Source organism: Actinoplanes rectilineatus (assembly GCF_000962825.1).
In the GTDB taxonomy this organism is placed as follows: Bacteria; Actinomycetota; Actinomycetes; order Mycobacteriales; family Micromonosporaceae; genus Actinoplanes; species Actinoplanes rectilineatus.
In genome coordinates, this window is sequence record NZ_JZKF01000041.1 from 1 (window position 1) to 16,249 (window position 16,249).

Sequence of the window (16,249 nt, forward strand, 5' to 3'; positions counted from 1 at the left end):
ACCGCTGAGCGTCGTGAAGCAGTACACCGAGCAGCAGAACCGTCCCGGTTAAGGCACTGCCCGGGCCTGGCGGCCCTCCCAGCGCGGGCCTTCACCCCCAGCCTGAAGGCCGGAGCACTGGCCCGCATCCCGGTAGCGGAACCCCGTTGACCGGGTGCCTCACCGTCAGTCGCCGATCTGCCCGCGGTAGTACGCCGCGTACTCGTCCAGCAACGCGTCCACGTCACCCGTGGCAGCCGTGTGCAAGCGCTCGAACAGATCCCGGTAGAGCCGGATGTTGGCCCGCCCCTGCGTGGTCATCGACGTGTTGAAGAGGTCGATGATGACAACCTGGTCGTCCACCATTTCGAACGAGTGCAGGGCGAAGTCCTTGACGAAGGCCCGAGCCGGCAGGATCCGGAGGCTGACATGGGGCAGGGCGTGCATCCGCCGCAGGTGCCGAATCTGGACGATCATGTCTTCCGGCGTGCCCACCCCGGCACCCAGCACCGATTCGGTGATGACGAAGAAGAACTTCTTGCCGGCGTCACCGAGCACCTCCTGCCGCGCCATCCGCCGGGACACCGCGGACAGCAGGTTGCCGTGGGTCTCCGGCGATGTGGGGTCAGCGGCGGTCAGTGAGCCCAGATTCGTGATCACCACTTGGGCGTAGCTGCTGGTCTGCAGAAGTCCCGGCACGAGGGACGGGTTGAAAACCCTGACCACGGCACTGTTCTGTTCGATCCGGTGGATCGACTCCTGAAGTTGCGGCAGGCCGCGCGGCTCGGTGCGGACATCGTTCATCCGCTGCTGGGCACGCCGCGCCAGAGCGACCAGGGCCTCGGTCTCGGCATCCGAGAGCTCCATGGCCCCGGCAAGCCGGTGAACCTCGGCCGGATCCGCGAGCGAGACACCTGTCTCCAGCCGGGAAACGGTCGGCTGGCTGATCCCCGCTCGCCGGGCGAGCTCGGCACCGGTCAGCCCGGCACGCCGCCGAGCCGCCCGCAGCGCGGACCCGACCGCTCGCGGGTCGTCCTCAGCGGACGGGCCGACCGGCTCAGCCATCGCCCGGCCACCGATCACGACATCCGATGGGCCGCGTCCAGCAACAACTCCAGCGGAATCTCAACGAACGTCTCCCCTTCCGGCAGTTCCACCCCGGCGACGCCACCCGGAACCACACCCCCCTGCACCACCAACGATCCATGTGCGGTCCGATAGACCGTGGGGCAGCTGCCTGTCGAGCACGCGCCGGAGATCATCTCTGCCTGGACGGGCCGCGGAACGGAAGAGTCAGTCATTTCGCCAAAATCCCTATTCATCAGCATGGCCAAAACCTAGTCAGTATTCCCAGCCGCCAGCCTGTATTCAAGGAAATTCAGCCCCCAGGGCGCCTCCCCGTACCCTACTGGCCAGCTATCTAGTTGCACTACGCCGGATTGCCACCTAGCAGATCGAATTCATATCGGTATTTCAAAAGACGAATATTCATTGATATTCAGCACATCCGTGCGCACATTCTTAGAGAAAGCGCAACGCGCCTCACCAGGAGTGGACATGAACGCATCCGGGCTGTACCTCGTCGTCGCGGGCCTCTGCATGGCGCTCGCCCTGGTCTCGCTCAAGAACGGCCTCGCCCCGATCGGCGAGATCGTCCGCGCAGCAGCGGCGCTCGCGCTCGTCGGCCTGGCGATCGGGGCCTCGCTGGTCTTCCTCATCGCCGCCGCCCTCGCCGGCTGATGCGGCCATCGCCGGAAGCAGATCACCCACCGCCCGTCCCGCTGGAAACGGGACGGGCGAGATCGATGTCAGGCCGGGATGTCGGCGGTGACGACGATGGTGGCGCGGCCGATGACGTGCGGGAACATCGTGAAGCCCAGCACCGCCGGCGTCGCCTCCGCCGCCACCTCGACGCTGTCGACGTCGAGGGCGTGCACCGTGATGAAGTAGCGGTGCGCGCCGTGGCCGGCCGGCGGGGCCGCGCCCAGGAAGCGGGCCGAGCGGGCGTCGTTGGGCAGCTGGAACGCGCCGGCGGGCAGGCCGGTGCCGGTGTCGTCGCCGGCGCCCTCGGGCAGGGTGGTCACGGTGGCGGGGATGTTCGCCACGGCCCAGTGCCAGAAGCCGGAGCCGGTCGGGGCGTCCGGGTCGTAGACGGTGACGGCGTAGCTCTTGGTGCCCTCGGGGGCGCCGCTCCACGTCAGCTGCGGGGAGATGTCCTGGCCGCCGGGGACGCCGAACAGGCCGGACATCTGTGCGGCCGGCCAGGCGTCGCCGTCGGCGACGGTGGTGCTGGTGACGGTGAAGTCCGCCGCCTCGGGGAGGCGGGCGAACGGGTTGTTGCCGGTCATGGGGTTCCTTCCGGAAGGGGTTCGACGGGATCGACCGTAGCACGGAAAATATATTTTCCTCGTGATGGTCTATGATCGCTGTATGAGTCAGTCGCCACAGCCCGACGGCAAGCAGATGCTCTCCGGGCGGATGTACACCGCGCTGCGCGAGGCGATCCTGCGGGGCGAGTTCGCGCCGGGTGCGGCCCTCAAACCGCAGGAACTGGCCACCCGGCACGGCGTCAGCCTGCCGATCGCCCGCGAGGCGCTCGTCCGCCTGGTCGGTGACGGCCTGGCCGACCGGCTGACCAACCGGGGTTTCGCGGTTCCCAGTCAGTCCGACGAGCGCTGGCAGCAGATCGGTGAGGCCCGTCGCATCGTCGAGCCGGCGATGCTGCGGCTGGCGATCGCCCGCGGTGACCTGGAGTGGGAGGGCCGGGTCCGCGCCGCGCACCACCGGCTGGCGCGGACGTCGTTCGACGACCCGGAGGCCTGGTCGGAGGTGCACCGGCTGTTCCACCGCACGCTGCTCGAGGGCAGCGGCAACGCCGTCCTGCTGGACACCTTCGACCGGTTGTGGCTGGCCAGCGAGCTGGCCCGGCGGTGGTCCGGTCGGCGCAACCCGGACCGGGACGCGGCCGGGGAGCACCGCCGCATCGAGGAGGCCACGCTGGCCCACGACGCCGATCTGGCGGCCCGCCTGCTGACCGAGCACCTGACTCTGACCACCGCGGGACTGGCCGGGAGCTGATCCTCAGGCCGGGGCGAACGCCGCCCGGTTGCGGCCCTCGTCCTTCGCCACGTACAGAGCGGCGTCCGCGCGCCCGAACAGGTCGGTCGCCGATTCCTCACCGTCCCAGACCGCGATGCCCGCGGAGAAGGTCTGACCGAACGGTGTCAGCGGGCGCAACCGGTCCAGGAGCGCCGCCATCTGCGGGCCGCTGCTGTCCGGGACCAGCAGGGCGAATTCCTCCCCGCCGTAGCGGGCGAGCAGGTCGTCGCCGCGGATCCCGCTCGTCCACGCCGCGGCGGCCTCCTTCAGCAGGCGGTCACCGGCCTGATGGCCGAACCGGTCGTTGTACCGCTTGAAATGGTCGAGGTCCATGACCGCTAGGACCAGGGGTCTCCCGTCGCGGCGGGCCCGTTCCAGGGCTTTCGGCAGCGCCTGTTCCCAGGCCCGCCGGTTCGCCAGGCCGGTCAGCGCGTCCCGCTGCGCGAGTTCGGTGAGTTCCTCGGTCTGGCGTTCCAGGACGTCCGCCTGCCGTTCCACCTGCCGGACCAGCACCGCCATCCGCGCCACCACCAGCAGGAACATCACGATGCAGCCGAACGCGATGGCCCCCGCGTCGGTGACCCGGTGGTGGCCCTGCCACGCCTGCCAGGCGAGCAGCAGCGGCGCGATCAGGGTGGCCCCGGCCAGCAGCGCCAGCCGCCAGCGGGAGAAGTGCCGGTCGCTGATCAGGATCGGCTTGGCCAGGTCGGCGATGCCGGGGTGCAGTCCGGCCACCCCGTACAGGCCGAAGGCGAGTAGGTAGCCCGCGTCCATCAGGTGGCTGGTGAAGGTGCCCGCGTCGAACTGGAAATGGTCGGTGAACGCCCAGGCGTAGTCGGCCGCGAGATAGCTGACCATCCCGGCGGCGAGCGGACGGAACGCGCCGTTGCGGGCGCCGCCGCCGACCAGCATCCGGGCCACGAGCGCCAACAGCAGCAGATCGATGACCGGGTACGAGATGGCGACCAGTCTCCCCACCGCGGTCAGGTCCGCGGCCTCGGTGACCGGCTTCATCAGGTACACCCAGGCGACCAGGGCGAACGCCCCGGCGAGGATCACCGCCTCGATGACCCCGGCCGGGTCGCGGGTCGGCAGACGGCGCAGTAGCACCAGGGTCAGGACGACCGCTTCGAGCAGCCCGGCCACCAGGTAGAAGGCGTCGGCGGGCGCGGGATAGGAGAAGTCGTGCAGGTGGCGTGCGTACCAGGCATAGGCGACGTCACCGCAGACCGCGAGCATCTGGCAGCCGGCGAAGGCCCGCCACAGCCCGGCGGCCGTCACGCCGTCGCGGCGTAGCCCGATCAGCATGGCGATGATGCCGGACAGCGCGATCGCGTTGTAGGAGATGGTCTGCACCCACGAATCGGGGGTGGCGAAGTAGGCCATCACCGCGACCGCCATCACGACCAGGTACCACTTCCAGAGCGGCCGCTCCTGTCGGCCCATACATGCTCCTCGCCGGTGTCACCGTCGGTGTTCTTCCCGTCCCATTCCACCAGGTATGGCCCCCGGGTGCAGGTCGATCGGCGCGGGCAGGCGCAGGGTCCGGCCGGCGAGGGCGGCCTCCTCGTCGTCGTGGGTGGCGACGATCACGGCGGCGCCGTCGCGGACCCGTGTGGTGAGCAGGTCCTGGACGCGACGGCGGCTGCCGGTGTCGAGGGCGGCGGTCGGTTCGTCCAGGACGAGGACGTCGGCGTCCTGGGCGAAGGCCTGGGCGATCAGGGTGCGCTGGCGCTGGCCGCCGGAGAGTTCGCGCAGGCGGCGCCGGGCCAGGTGGGCGATCCCGAGGTCCTCCATCAGGCCGGTGACCGTGGCACGGTCGTGGCGGGTGAGGCGGCGCAGCAGCCCGGACGGGGTGAAGCGGCCGATGCGGACGCATTCGGCGACGGTCAGCGGGAGGGCGTCGATGTCGCCGGTGCGCTGCGGGAGCAGGGCGACGCGGATGCCGGGGTCGCGGTGGACCGTGCCGGCGGCGGGTTTCTCGATGCCGGCGAGCAGGTGCAGCAGGGTGCTCTTGCCGCAGCCGTTGGGGCCGGTGACGGCGAGCATGGTCGCGCGTTCGGCGCGCAGGGTGACGTCGCGCAGGACGGGGACGCCGGCGTACCGGAAGTCCAGGTGTGTGGCGGTCAGCACCACTTCCCCCTTAATGACAACGATTTTCATTGCAGTATATTCGCCCGGTGATGTCGACCCTGACCGAGCCCTTCACCGTCTCCTTCGTCCTGCGCGCCCTGCTCGGCGGCGTGCTGCTGGCCGCCGTCTGCGCACTCACCGGGGTGTGGGTGATCGCCCGCGGCATGACCTTCCTCGGTGAGGCGATGAGCCACGGCATGCTGCCGGGCGTCGCGGTCGCGTCGCTGCTCGGCGGCAACCTCGCCCTCGGCGCCGGGCTCAGCGCGTTCGCGATGGCGGCCGGGGTCAACGCGCTGCGGCACAGCCGCGAGTTCGGCCGCGACACCAGCATCGGCCTGCTGTTCGTCGGCATGCTCTCGATCGGCGTGATCGTGGTGTCGCACTCCCGGTCGTTCGCCACCGACCTGACCGCGTTCCTCTTCGGCGACGTCCTCGCGATCCGCACCCCCGACCTGCTGCTGCTCGCCGGGGCCGGCACGGTGGTGGCGGTCGTCTCGGCGGTCTTCCACCGGCCGTTCCTGGCGCTGACGTTCGACCCGCGCAAGGCCCGCACGCTGGGGCTGCGCCCGGGACTGGCGAACGTCGTGATGATGATCCTGCTCACCGTCACGATGGCCGTCGCGTTCAGCGTCGTCGGCACCCTGCTGGCCTTCGGCATGCTGATCGCCCCCTCGGCGGCGGCGATGCTGGTCGCGCGGCGACTGCCCGCGGTGATGGCCACCAGCTTCCTGATCGGGTCCGCCGCCACCGTGCTCGGCCTCTGGATCTCCTGGTTCGCCGCGACGGCCGCGAGCGCCACCATCGCCGCCGTCGCCGTCCTGATCTTCTTCGCGATCCTCGGCGTCCGCGCCGCCCTCGCGGCCGCACGCCGGGTCCCGCGAAGCGTCCCCCCACTGGAAGGTTCTCTGTGATCAGAAGAAGTGTCGCCGCCCTCGGAGCGGCCATCGGCACGGCGCTCGTCCTGTCCGCCTGCGGCCCCCCGCAGAATCAGACCGAGGAGCAACCACACGGGTACGTCGCCGGCGCCGAAGAGCTGGCCGAGGCGCAGACCGCCCTGGCGTACGCCACCCGCGACTCCCGTGAGCTGCACCTGCTCGACCTGGCGAGCGAGGCGGAGAACCGGATCCCGCTGACCGTCACCGCCCGGGAGTTGTCCGAGGACGGCCGGTTCGTCTACGTCGGTGACGGCGACCGGACCCTGGAGATCGTCGACGCCGGGGTGTGGACGGTCGACCACACCGACCACGTCCACTACTACCGGTCGCAGGCCCGCACGCTGGGCACGGTCACCTTCGAGACCACCGTCCGGACGGTCGCCGGCTCCGGCCCGCACACCACGGTCGGCACCGCCGACGGCCGGATCCGGGTCTACGACCGGCGGCAGCTGGAGGAGGGCACCGTCGGCGAACCGGTGACGATCGACTCGCGGGGCAGTACGGCGCTTGCCGTCCCGTACGCCGAAGGACTCCTCGTCGCCATGGGTGACGATCCGGCGAAGCCCGCGAGCCGGATCGTGGCGATGGACGCCGACGGGAAGCCGACCGGCACGCTGGAGACACCGTGCGCGGCGCCGTCCGGGTGGGCGGTGCTGCGCGGCGGCGTGGTGATCGCCTGCGAGGACGCCCTGCTGCGGATCAAGCACACCGGCACGGCGCTGACCGCCGAACGGCTGGACTCCCCGGGTGGCCCGGTCCCGCCGGCCGATTTCGGTCACCGGCCGCGCAGCAATGAGGCCGCGCTGGCCGGAGCCGGCGGCATCTGGTCGGTCAACGCCTCCAAGGTCACCCTGAAACACCTGCCCGCGGACGGCCGCGAGCTGGTCGCGGCGGCCTCCCCCGCCGACGACCGGACCGTGCTGGCGCTCGACACCGACGGCACGCTGATCAGCTACGAGCTGGACACCGGGACGGTGATCGCGCAGGCGCCGCTGAGGGCGACGACGCTGACCCTCGACGTCAGCCGCGCCTACCTCGCGGTGCCGGCCGACCGGGTGATCCTCGAGATCGACTACGCCGACGAGCTGCGCACCGCGCGGACCCTGCGCACCGCTCAGCAGCCGGACCTGGCCGTGGAGGTGGGCCGGTGAGGCGGCTGGCGGCGATCGTCGCGGCAACGGCGGCCCTGCTCGGCGGCGCGACGGCCTGCACCACGGACGACGGCCCGCACATCGTGGTGACGACCAACATCCTCGGCGACGTGGTCCGCGAGATCACCGGCGACGCGGCGTTGGTGACCGTGCTGATGAAACCGAACGCCGACCCGCACTCGTTCGCGATCTCGGCCCGCGAGGCACACACCCTGCAGACCGCCGACCTGGTCGTCTACAACGGTCTCGGCCTCGAGGAGGGTGTGCTGCGGCACGTCGAGTCCGCGGCCGCGGAGGGGGTGCCGGTCGTCGAGGTCGGCGCGCAGGTCGCGCCGCTGGAGTACCGCGACGGCGACGCGGCGGGACTGCCGGACCCGCACTTCTGGACCGATCCGTCCCGGATGGCCACCGCCGCCGGACTGCTCGCCGAGCAGATCACCACCCACGTGACCGGGGTCGACGCCGCCGTGATCCGGGCGCGCGCGGCCGCGTACACCAGGAAATTGACCGACCTGGACACCGAGCTGACGGCGCGGTTCGCGGGCCTGGCGGCAGAACGCCGCGTGCTCGTCACGAACCACCACGTCTTCGGCTATCTCGCCGACCGCTACCACCTCGAGGTGGTCGGCACGATCCTGCCCAGCGGGACGACACTGGCGTCGCCGAGCGCCTCGGACCTGGCGTCGCTGGTCGGGGCGATCGAGAAGCACCGGGTTCCGGCGATCTTCGCGGACACCGCACAGCCGGACCGGCTGGCCGAGGTTCTGGCCGCGGAGGCGGGCCTGACGGTCCGGGTCGTCGGCCTGTACTCCGAATCGCTGAGCGATGTGGACGGTGAAGCGGCGAACTACCTGGCCATGATGCGGTTCAACGCCGACGCGATCATCGGCGGCCTGTCCGCCTGACCCCCGGCTTCGACGCCGTGACGGCCTCTGCTTAAGCTGTAGTTGAAAATGATTTTCGTTTTGAATTGGGAGAAGACACTGTGAACCGACGTGGCATCGCCGTCATCGCGGCCGCCTCGCTGGCCCTGGCCGCCTGTGGAAACGAGACGAGCGCCGCGCCGACACCGGCCTCGGCCGTGGTCAACGAACCGCTCACCGTCACCTACGACGGCGGCATCCAGATCCTCGACGGGGACACCCTGAAGGTCGCGCACACCGTCCCGCTCGCCGGCTTCAACCGGGTCAACCCGGCCGGCGACGACCGCAACGTCGTCGTCTCCACCGAGGCCGGCTTCCAGCTCCTCGACGCCGGCGCCGGCAAGCTCACCGACGTGACCTGGCCCGGCGCCAAACCCGGCCACGTGGTCCGGCACGCCGGCAAGACCATCCTGTTCACCGACGGCACCGGCGAGGTGAACAGCTTCGACCCGAAGGAACTGGCCACCGGCAAGCCGCAGGCCCGCCAGTACAAGACCGCGCAGGCACACCACGGCGTCGCCGTCGAACTCGCCGACGGCACGATGATCGTCACCGTCGGCACCGAGGAGAGCCGCACCGGCGCGCTCGCACTGGACAAGAACGGCACCGAGATCGCCCGCAACGAACAGTGCCCCGGCGTCCACGGCGAGGCCGTCGCCCAGGGAGACGTCGTCGCGCTCGGCTGCGAGGACGGCGTGCTGCTGTTCAAGAACGGCGCATTCACCAAGGTCGACAGCGGGCGCGCGTACAGCCGGATCGGCAACCAGGCCGGCAGCGACGCCTCGCCGGTCCTGCTCGGCGACTTCAAGATCGAACCGGACGCGGAACTGGAGCGGCCGACGAACTTCTCCCTGATCGACACCGTCACCGACAAGATCACTGTGGTGCCGATGCCCCAGGGCGTCAGCTACACGTTCCGCTCCCTCAACCGCGGACCGCAGGGCGAGGCGCTGATCCTCGGCACCGACGGCAACCTGCACGTCGCCGACCCGGCCACCGCGAAGATCACCCACTCGTGGCCGGTCGTCGCCGCCTGGACCGAGCCCCTCGACTGGCAGCAGCCGCGCCCGGCGCTGTTCGTCCGCGGCAACGACGCCTACATCACCGAGCCGGCCACCAAGAAGGTGCACCAGCTCGACCTCACCAGCGGCAAGGTGGTCAACTCGGTCACCCTGGACGCGGTGCCCAACGAGATCAGCGGCGCCGTCGCCGGCCACTGACCGTCACCGCCTGCTCAAAGCCCGGCCTCCGCCTCGATCACGGGGCAGAGGCCGGGCGTTCTGCTGTCCCAGCTCGGATCAGAATCGGAAGACCGATGTCGCAGCGGGGTCAGTGGTGCAGACCGTCGCTCCCACCGAGGACCCGGCGGTCTCCGCCGGCCGTGGCGGGCCGACGCCCAGGTGCTGGTCCGCGAGTCCACCCTCACCTGAGCAACAAGGACGGCTCCACGGAAGGTGACGCGTCGACGTGAGCGAGCCTTACTCCCAGCCGGCCGGGATCTGCCAGGTGAAGTCGTCGTTGAGGGCCGTGTCGCTGCAGGTCCACTGAATGATGTCCGCCCCGGGGCTCGACGAGCCGCCTCGAAGGTTGAGACATTTCCCGGTCTGCCGGTTGATGATGTGGTAGTAGTCGTGACCCCAGAACGTAATCAGGTAGACCATCCGCCACTGGTCGTTGTACGCGCTGGCTCCGCCGCAGGTGAACTGAATGATGGCGGTCCCGTTCGCGCTGCCGCCGCCCTGCACGTTCATGCATTTACCGCTCTTGACGTTCACCAGCCGGTAGTAGCCGTTGTCGAGGTATCGGAACTGCCAGGCCATGTGAAGGCCCAAACCGCAGGTGAACTGCTGGACGACGGCGCTGTTCGCAGTCGAGCCCCCCTGCACTTCCGCACAAAGGTTGTAATTGAAGGAGACCGGATAGATCCGGTACCACGAATTCGGTGCAGCGGCCGCCTGGGCCGGGGTGTCGGTATCGGCCTGGGCGGGCGACGGCATCATCGTCGTGGCGAGTGCCACGACGAAGGCGAGGGTGAACAGTTGCTTGAGGCGCAATTCAACTCCTTGAAGTTGATTCCGGACATGGCGATGCCGTGCCTGGGGGCCGCTTACTGGCGGCTTCGCCAGGAGAAGTCGTCGTGAGAGCCGGAGCTGCAGGTCCACTGGACGATGTCCGTCCCGGGGCCCGGCAAGCCGCCCCGCAGGTTTGAGGCACTTCCCGGTCCGAGACGCAATTCTTCTCCCCCGAGATCGACTCTTGTCGCTGCAGAGCAGCCGGATGCCGACACCGGCCGACGCTCCGTTGACCATCGATTGTGGACCAACTCGAGATATTGAGCAACGCTCATTTCTGGACGGCTCGCCGACGCTGGTCGAAGTTCCTGCTCGGAGGGGCTCAGGCGGCGCGCCCCGAGTGCGGCCAGTGCTGATCGCCCAGGTCACCGTGGACACGAGATCGAACGAGATCACGTCGTTCGCGCTGCTGCTCGAGACCCTGACCGGGGGTGCTGTTCATCGCCGACGCACTGCACACCAGGACCGGACCCGCGACCGTGGTCACGGCCGTGAGCCGTTCAGGGTGTAGGCGTCAGCGGGGCGGCCGAACGCCCGCGACCAGCGGACGGCGTCGGTCACGCCCGCGGTGCCGCCCAGCCCGGCGCCGGCCAGCCGGCCCGGTTGCCAGCCGGATGCCAGCAACTCCGCCCACTGACGGCCGTCGAGGGTCAGCACGCGCAGCGCCGGGAACGTGGCGAGCACCGGAATGTCGGACACCTTCGCCCCGGACAGGTCCAGGCGGACCAGGTTCGGCAGGGCGGCCAGTGCGGCCACCGGCACCGGCTCGTCGTTTCCGGCCAGGAGCAGATCGAAAACGGTCGGCGGCAGTCCGGTGAGGTCCCACCGGGCGGCCTCCACGTGCAGGTGCTCGAGCGGGAGGGCGGTCGGGGACGCCATGGTGAAGGAGGGGACTTTTTCGCGTACCCCCAAAGATCGAAGGTTGGTGAAAGGTTCCAGATCGGCGACGTCGACCGGGGCGTCCGTGCGCAGCTTCGCCCCCTGCACCGACGGCGGCAGGTCCGCGATGCTGTCCGCCCACACCTGGGGGTCCGGCGGTGACGCGCGTTCCTTGTCACCACCGGTGAGGGCCCGGCGCAGCAGGTCGGTGACCGAACCGATGACGTATTCGACGGGCGCCCACACGTCCCGCCCGTGCATGACGATCTGACCGGAACGGCCCAGCGGCCCCGGGTCCAGGTCGACGGCCGCGAAGTTCATCCCGTAGTCCCGGGCGAACGTCACCCAGCCGCTGCTCGCCGACGTCCGGCGCACATGCCCGGCCGGCACACAGTCGAAGATCACGGCGTCGTCGAACAGCTCGTCCTGATAACCGGGCAGGTCCTGCCGGCTCCAGGTGACAAGCTGGTCGAGGGGTACGAGCACAAACGGGTCCAGCAGCCCCGACTCGTCGTAGTCGTCGTGGATCAGCCGGTACAGGGCACGCAGATCCTCCGGCAGGCGCAGCCCGAGGACCCGCTCGGCGGCGAGGATCTCCTCCTCGGTGTGGCCCCGGGCGTACCCCTGCGGGTGATGTCCGGAAATGAACGCGCCGACCAGGCGCTCGACCTCGGCCAGCACCGCCGGGTCGGTGACCCTCGTGTCGGGGACGCCGGGTTCCCGGGCGGGCGGCGTCTCGTGGCCGGGAAGGCGGAAGTCCTCATCGAGGACGATCCGCGCGGGCAGCGACGGCACGTCCCGCGACCAGTGGATCGTGTACGTCCCGTCCGGATCGCCGATCATCTCGAACACCAGGCCGCGGCCGGCGACCTCGGTGAGCCCCCACGTGGCGTCGTCCAGATCCTTGTTGAGCCAGCGGCCCAGCAGGGACGGCTCGCCCGCCGTCGTGAAGGTCTGGCTCTGGATGCCGTGCCGGTGCACGGTGGACAGCTGGTAGCCGGGCTCCCGCAGGCCCGCGGTGAAGGCCCTGCCCAGCCGGTGCAACGCCTCATCGATCTCGGTCACGCCGGCATTGTGCCGGCCCGGGGCCGGGCGGTGAGTGCCCGTTTCAGTGCGGTGAGGCTGGTGGTGAGGGCGGCGGGGTCGTCGAGTTCGACGGTGATCGGCCCCCGGTAGGGGCTCTCCCGACGGCCAGGGCGATGCCGTCCTCGGCGCGGCCGGAGCCGCTGGAGACGCCGATCCGGCACCACATCTCGTGATCCAACACACGGGCACTGTATACCGTATACATAGTTAGGTTAGGCTAACTTCATGCGAAGAAGTGTGGCCGTCCTGGCATCCCTGTCCCTGCTCACCGGCTGTTCCGCCACGAACGAGACCGGCACCGCGGAGACCACCGCCGGGCGTACCGTCGCCACCGCCCTCGGCGACGTGACCGTGCCGGGCGCGATCGACTCGGTCGTCGTCCTGGAGGGACGCCGGGACCTGGACATCGTGCTCTCGCTCGGGCTGCCGCTGACCGGCTACCCCTACGAGGGCCCGGAGACCGGCATCGCCCTCGAACTCCCGATCGCCGCAGCGCTCACGGCCGCCAAGGCCCAGGGCGCCCGGCGGCTGTTCCTCGCCGACGAGATCAACATCGAGGCGATCGCCGCGGCCACCCCGGACCTGATCGTCGGCCGGCTGGAGGACGTCGAGCCGATCAAAGCCCAGCTGCAGGCGATCGCGCCGGTCATCCCGGTCGGCACGCACGACGACGGCCAGACCTGGCAGCAGGACCTGCGCCTGGTCGCCGACGCCACCGGCACCCAGACCCGCGCCGAGGAACTGATCAGCGCGTTCGACACCCGCCGGGACGAGATCGCCCGGACGTACGCGACGCAGATCGCCGCCACCCCGGTCGCCGCTCTCGGCTACGACCTGGAGGGCACCGAGGTCGAGTCCGGGCGCCTGCAGACGGTGATCCTCGAGAACCTGGGGGCCACCCTGTCCGCCGCCCACCGCACGGCCGGCGACGACGCCGCCGAGTTCAGCCCGGAACAGACCCTCGAGGCGTACCGCGACGCCGGCGCGCTGCTCGTGATGGCCGACACCGACGACGAGTGGGCCGCCGCGCAGAAGGACGCCCTGTTCGCCCAGCTGCCGGCGATGCGCGCGAACGCGGTGATCCGCACCGACAAGATGACCCACGAGGGCGGGCCGATCACCGCGACGCACGTCCTCGACCTGGTCGCCCAGCTCTACGACCGCGTCTAGGTGCGCCGGCTCGTCCCGGGCGTCCTCGTACTGGCCGTAGCCGCCGTGCTCAGTGTGCTGATCGGCTCCCGTACCCTCTCCCCCGCCACCGTCCTGGACGCCCTGACCGGCGGCGGGGACGCGGAGGCCGTAGCGGTGGTCCTGGAGTACCGGCTACCGCGTACCGTCGCCGGGCTCCTCGGCGGCGCCGCCCTCGCCGTCGCCGGCGTCGTCATGCAGGGGCACACCCGCAACCGGCTCGCCGACCCCGGCCTGCTCGGTGTCTCGGCGGGCAGTGCGGTCGCCGTGGTCCTCGCCATCACCGTGTTCGGAGTCGCCACCCCGGCGGGGTTCCTGCCGTTCGCGTTCACCGGCGCCGCCGCCGGTTGTGTCCTGGTCACCGTCGTCGGGATGGCCGCGTCCCGGCGGCGCGACGCGTCACCGGCGACCCTGGTGCTGGCCGGGGCGGCCGTGTCGGCCCTGCTCGGCGCGGCCACCGGGGTGCTGCTGCTGCTCGACTCGGCGGCGCTGAGCACGTACCGGTTCTGGACGGTCGGCTCGCTCGCCGCCCTCCGCGGGTACGACACCGTCGCCGTCGCCGCGCCGTTCGTCCTGGCCGGACTGATCCTGGCCGCCGGGCACGCCCGCGCCCTGGACGTCGTCGGCCTGGGCGACGACGTGAGCCGCGGACTGGGCCGCCATCCGCTGCGGACCCGGCTGACCGGACTGTGCACGGTGACCCTGCTGGTCGGTGGCGCGGTGGCCTGCTGCGGTTCGCTGGCCTTCGTCGGGCTGGTCGTGCCGAACGCGGTCCGCCTGGTCACCGGCGGCACCCACCTCCCGCTGCTCGGTCTCAGCGCGGTCCTCGGCGCGGCCCTCACGCTGTTCGCCGACGTCACCGGCCGTCTGCTGGTGCACCCGGCCGAACTGCCGGTCGGCGTGGTGCTGAGCCTGATCGGCGGGCCGGTCTTCATCGCCCTGGTGATCCGTACGAACCGGCGGCCGGCATGAGGCGCCGGGTGCTGCGTACCGGTCCGGTCAGTCTGCTGATCCGGCCACGAGTCATCGGGTACCTGCTGGCCGCCACCGTCGTCCTCGCCGCCCTGACGGTGGTGAGCATCGGCGCCGGGGACTTCCCCATCCCCCCGCGACGGGTCCTCGACGTCCTCGGCGGCACGGGCACCGCGGCCGAACGTCTGATCATCGGGTTGCGCGTGCCGCGGACCCTCCTCGCCGTCGTCGTCGGCGCCGCGCTGGGACTGGCGGGCGCGGTCGTCCAACGGACCGCCCGCAACGACCTGGCCAGCCCCGACCTGCTCGGGGTCACCGGCGGCGCCGGCGTCGGCGCCGTCACGGTGATCGTGCTGGCCGACACCACCGGGCAGGGTGCCATCGCGGTCGCCGCGACGCTCGGCGCCCTGGTGGCGGCCGCTGCGATGCTGGGGATCCTGCGGCACACCGGCATCGGCGGCAGCACCCCGATCCTCGTCGGCATCGGCGTGTCCACCCTGCTCAGCGGCATCGTGGCATGGCTGCTGACCGCCGCCGACGTCAACGACCTGGCCCGCGCGCAGATCTGGCTGACCGGTTCGCTCAACCTGCGCTCCACCGGCGAACTGATCGCGGTCACCGCGGTACTCGCCGTCGCCACCGTCGCCCTGGTGCCGCTGAGCTCACGGCTGGCGGCGCTGTCGCTGGGCACCGACGTGGCGCGTGCTCTCGGCGTACCCGTGAAAGGGCTCGGTCTTGCCCTGCTCCTGATCTGTGTGTTGCTCACCGCGGCGACCACCGCGGCGGCCGGCCCGATCGCGTTCGTCTCCCTGGTCGCGCCGCACCTTGCCCGGATGGCCACCGGCACGCCCGCCGCCGGGCTGCTGACCTCGGCGGTCACCGGCGCCACGCTGCTGCTCGCCGGTGACCTGATCGCGCGCACCGCGTTCGTGGTGCAGCTGCCGACGGGCGCGGTGACCGCACTGATCGGCGCCCCGTTCCTGATCTGGCTGCTCGTCCGGGCCCGGACCTGATGACTGTGGAGGAGAACACCGTGCTGCGGACCGAGGACCTGCGGGTCGCCTTCGGACCGATCGTCGCCGTCGACGGGGTCAGCACCACCGTCGAGAAGAACACGTTCACCGTGCTCATCGGCCCCAACGGCTGCGGCAAGTCCACCCTGCTGCGCACCGCGGGCCGCCTGCAGGACCCGGATCACGGCGTCGTGCTGCTCGACGGGCATCCGATCGGCGACCTCCCGGCCCGGCAGGTCGCCCGCCGGCTCGGGCTGCTCCCCCAGTCGCCGCAGGCCCCCGACGGGCTCACCGTGATCGACCTGGTGTCCCGCGGCCGAGACCCGCACCGCCGCTGGTACGAGCAATGGACCGACCATGACGAACAGGCCGTCGACGAGGCCCTGCGGGTGACCGGCCTGACCGATCTGGCCCACCGCCCGGTCGACCGACTCTCCGGCGGGCAGCGGCAACGCGCCTGGATCGCGATGGCCCTCGCCCAGCGGACCCCGTTGCTGCTGCTCGACGAACCCACCACGTACCTGGACGTGGTCCACCAGCTGGAGATCCTCGAGCTACTCGCCGGCCTGGTCCGTAGCGGCCGTGCCACGGTGCTGGCCGTCCTGCACGACCTGAACATGGCAGCCCGCTACGCCGACCGGCTCATCGCCGTCCGCGACGGCCGGATCGTGGCCACCGGCACCCCCGCCGAGGTGATCACCCCGCCCGTCCTGGCCCGGGTCTTCGACCTGGAGGCTGCGGTGGTGAACGACCCGGAGAACGGACGGCCGGTGGTGCTGCCGCGCCGCCGGGCGCCTCAATAGACTCGCCCTCATGACA

Annotated in this window: 17 protein-coding genes; 10 read left to right on the forward strand and 7 right to left on the reverse strand. The window is 70.9% G+C overall.

Features of this window, described 5'->3' with window-relative positions; translation table 11 throughout:
• Positions 1-165 precede the first annotated feature (165 nt).
• Entirely contained in the window at positions 166-1,044 is an 879-nt protein-coding gene (locus WH85_RS27065) for a helix-turn-helix domain-containing protein (protein WP_045744843.1), read from the reverse strand.
• Positions 1,045-1,058: 14 nt separating this feature from the next.
• Positions 1,059-1,307 carry a hypothetical protein gene (locus WH85_RS49055; RefSeq protein ID WP_211275457.1) on the reverse strand — a complete coding sequence of 83 codons (249 nt, stop codon included), beginning with the start codon at positions 1,305-1,307 and terminating at the stop codon, positions 1,059-1,061.
• A gap of 229 nt (positions 1,308-1,536) precedes the next feature.
• Here WH85_RS49055 and WH85_RS27070 point away from each other — a divergent pair, with 229 nt between their 5' ends.
• Entirely contained in the window at positions 1,537-1,719 is a 183-nt protein-coding gene (locus tag WH85_RS27070) for a hypothetical protein (RefSeq protein WP_157411230.1), read from the forward strand.
• Between the two features lie 68 nt (positions 1,720-1,787).
• Here the strand turns inward: WH85_RS27070 and WH85_RS27075 are convergent, their stop codons facing one another.
• Positions 1,788-2,327: a YbhB/YbcL family Raf kinase inhibitor-like protein gene (locus WH85_RS27075; protein WP_045744845.1), complete on the reverse strand. Its 540-nt coding sequence runs from the start codon at positions 2,325-2,327 to the stop codon at positions 1,788-1,790.
• Between the two features lie 82 nt (positions 2,328-2,409).
• On the opposite strand from WH85_RS27075, the gene WH85_RS27080 reads away from it, so the two are divergent.
• Positions 2,410-3,057 carry a GntR family transcriptional regulator gene (locus WH85_RS27080; protein WP_045744846.1) on the forward strand — a complete coding sequence of 216 codons (648 nt, stop codon included), beginning with the start codon at positions 2,410-2,412 and terminating at the stop codon, positions 3,055-3,057.
• Between the two features lie 3 nt (positions 3,058-3,060).
• Here WH85_RS27080 and WH85_RS27085 read toward each other — a convergent pair whose 3' ends face one another.
• Both WH85_RS27085 and aztA read right to left on the reverse strand, forming a co-directional pair.
• Positions 3,061-4,524, reverse strand: a complete 1,464-nt coding sequence (locus WH85_RS27085; protein WP_052720830.1) for a GGDEF domain-containing protein — start codon at positions 4,522-4,524, stop codon at positions 3,061-3,063.
• An 18-nt stretch (positions 4,525-4,542) separates the two neighbouring features.
• Positions 4,543-5,211, reverse strand: coding sequence for a zinc ABC transporter ATP-binding protein AztA (gene aztA / locus WH85_RS27090; protein WP_245674114.1), 669 nt, complete (start codon positions 5,209-5,211; stop codon positions 4,543-4,545).
• Positions 5,212-5,261: 50 nt separating this feature from the next.
• Between aztA and aztB the strand changes: the two genes are divergently transcribed.
• The 4 genes from aztB (at position 5,262) to aztD (ending at position 9,440) form a co-directional block, all read left to right on the forward strand.
• Positions 5,262-6,122 carry a zinc ABC transporter permease AztB gene (gene aztB / locus WH85_RS27095; protein ID WP_045744847.1) on the forward strand — a complete coding sequence of 287 codons (861 nt, stop codon included), beginning with the start codon at positions 5,262-5,264 and terminating at the stop codon, positions 6,120-6,122.
• Positions 6,119-7,297, forward strand: a complete 1,179-nt coding sequence (locus WH85_RS27100) for a WD40 repeat domain-containing protein (RefSeq protein WP_045744848.1) — start codon at positions 6,119-6,121, stop codon at positions 7,295-7,297. Before aztB ends, WH85_RS27100 begins: the two co-directional genes overlap by 4 nt.
• Positions 7,294-8,202 carry a zinc ABC transporter substrate-binding protein AztC gene (gene aztC, locus WH85_RS27105; RefSeq protein WP_052720831.1) on the forward strand — a complete coding sequence of 303 codons (909 nt, stop codon included), beginning with the start codon at positions 7,294-7,296 and terminating at the stop codon, positions 8,200-8,202. The genes WH85_RS27100 and aztC overlap by 4 nt, the downstream gene beginning before the upstream one ends.
• An 80-nt stretch (positions 8,203-8,282) precedes the next feature.
• Positions 8,283-9,440: a zinc metallochaperone AztD gene (gene aztD, locus WH85_RS27110; protein ID WP_157411231.1), complete on the forward strand. Its 1,158-nt coding sequence runs from the start codon at positions 8,283-8,285 to the stop codon at positions 9,438-9,440.
• Between the two features lie 258 nt (positions 9,441-9,698).
• Here the strand turns inward: aztD and WH85_RS27115 are convergent, their stop codons facing one another.
• Positions 9,699-10,274 (reverse strand): RICIN domain-containing protein, encoded by a 576-nt coding sequence (locus WH85_RS27115; RefSeq protein WP_045744850.1) that lies wholly within the window; start codon positions 10,272-10,274, stop codon positions 9,699-9,701.
• A 501-nt stretch (positions 10,275-10,775) separates the two neighbouring features.
• Positions 10,776-12,236: an SMI1/KNR4 family protein gene (locus WH85_RS27120; RefSeq protein ID WP_045744851.1), complete on the reverse strand. Its 1,461-nt coding sequence runs from the start codon at positions 12,234-12,236 to the stop codon at positions 10,776-10,778.
• A 246-nt stretch (positions 12,237-12,482) separates the two neighbouring features.
• Between WH85_RS27120 and WH85_RS27125 the strand changes: the two genes are divergently transcribed.
• The 4 genes from WH85_RS27125 to WH85_RS27140 are packed head-to-tail and all read left to right on the forward strand — an operon-like array spanning position 12,483 to position 16,233.
• Positions 12,483-13,427 (forward strand): ABC transporter substrate-binding protein, encoded by a 945-nt coding sequence (locus WH85_RS27125; protein WP_052720832.1) that lies wholly within the window; start codon positions 12,483-12,485, stop codon positions 13,425-13,427.
• On the forward strand, positions 13,428-14,417 hold the full coding sequence (locus WH85_RS27130; RefSeq protein ID WP_045744853.1) for a FecCD family ABC transporter permease: 990 nt from the start codon (positions 13,428-13,430) through the stop codon (positions 14,415-14,417).
• The gene (locus tag WH85_RS27135; protein WP_045744854.1) at positions 14,414-15,430 is read left to right on the forward strand and encodes a FecCD family ABC transporter permease; all 1,017 of its coding nucleotides are present in this window, start codon (positions 14,414-14,416) and stop codon (positions 15,428-15,430) included. The genes WH85_RS27130 and WH85_RS27135 overlap by 4 nt, the downstream gene beginning before the upstream one ends.
• Positions 15,430-16,233, forward strand: a complete 804-nt coding sequence (locus WH85_RS27140) for an ABC transporter ATP-binding protein (protein WP_045744855.1) — start codon at positions 15,430-15,432, stop codon at positions 16,231-16,233. Before WH85_RS27135 ends, WH85_RS27140 begins: the two co-directional genes overlap by 1 nt.
• Positions 16,234-16,249: the final 16 nt, after the last annotated feature.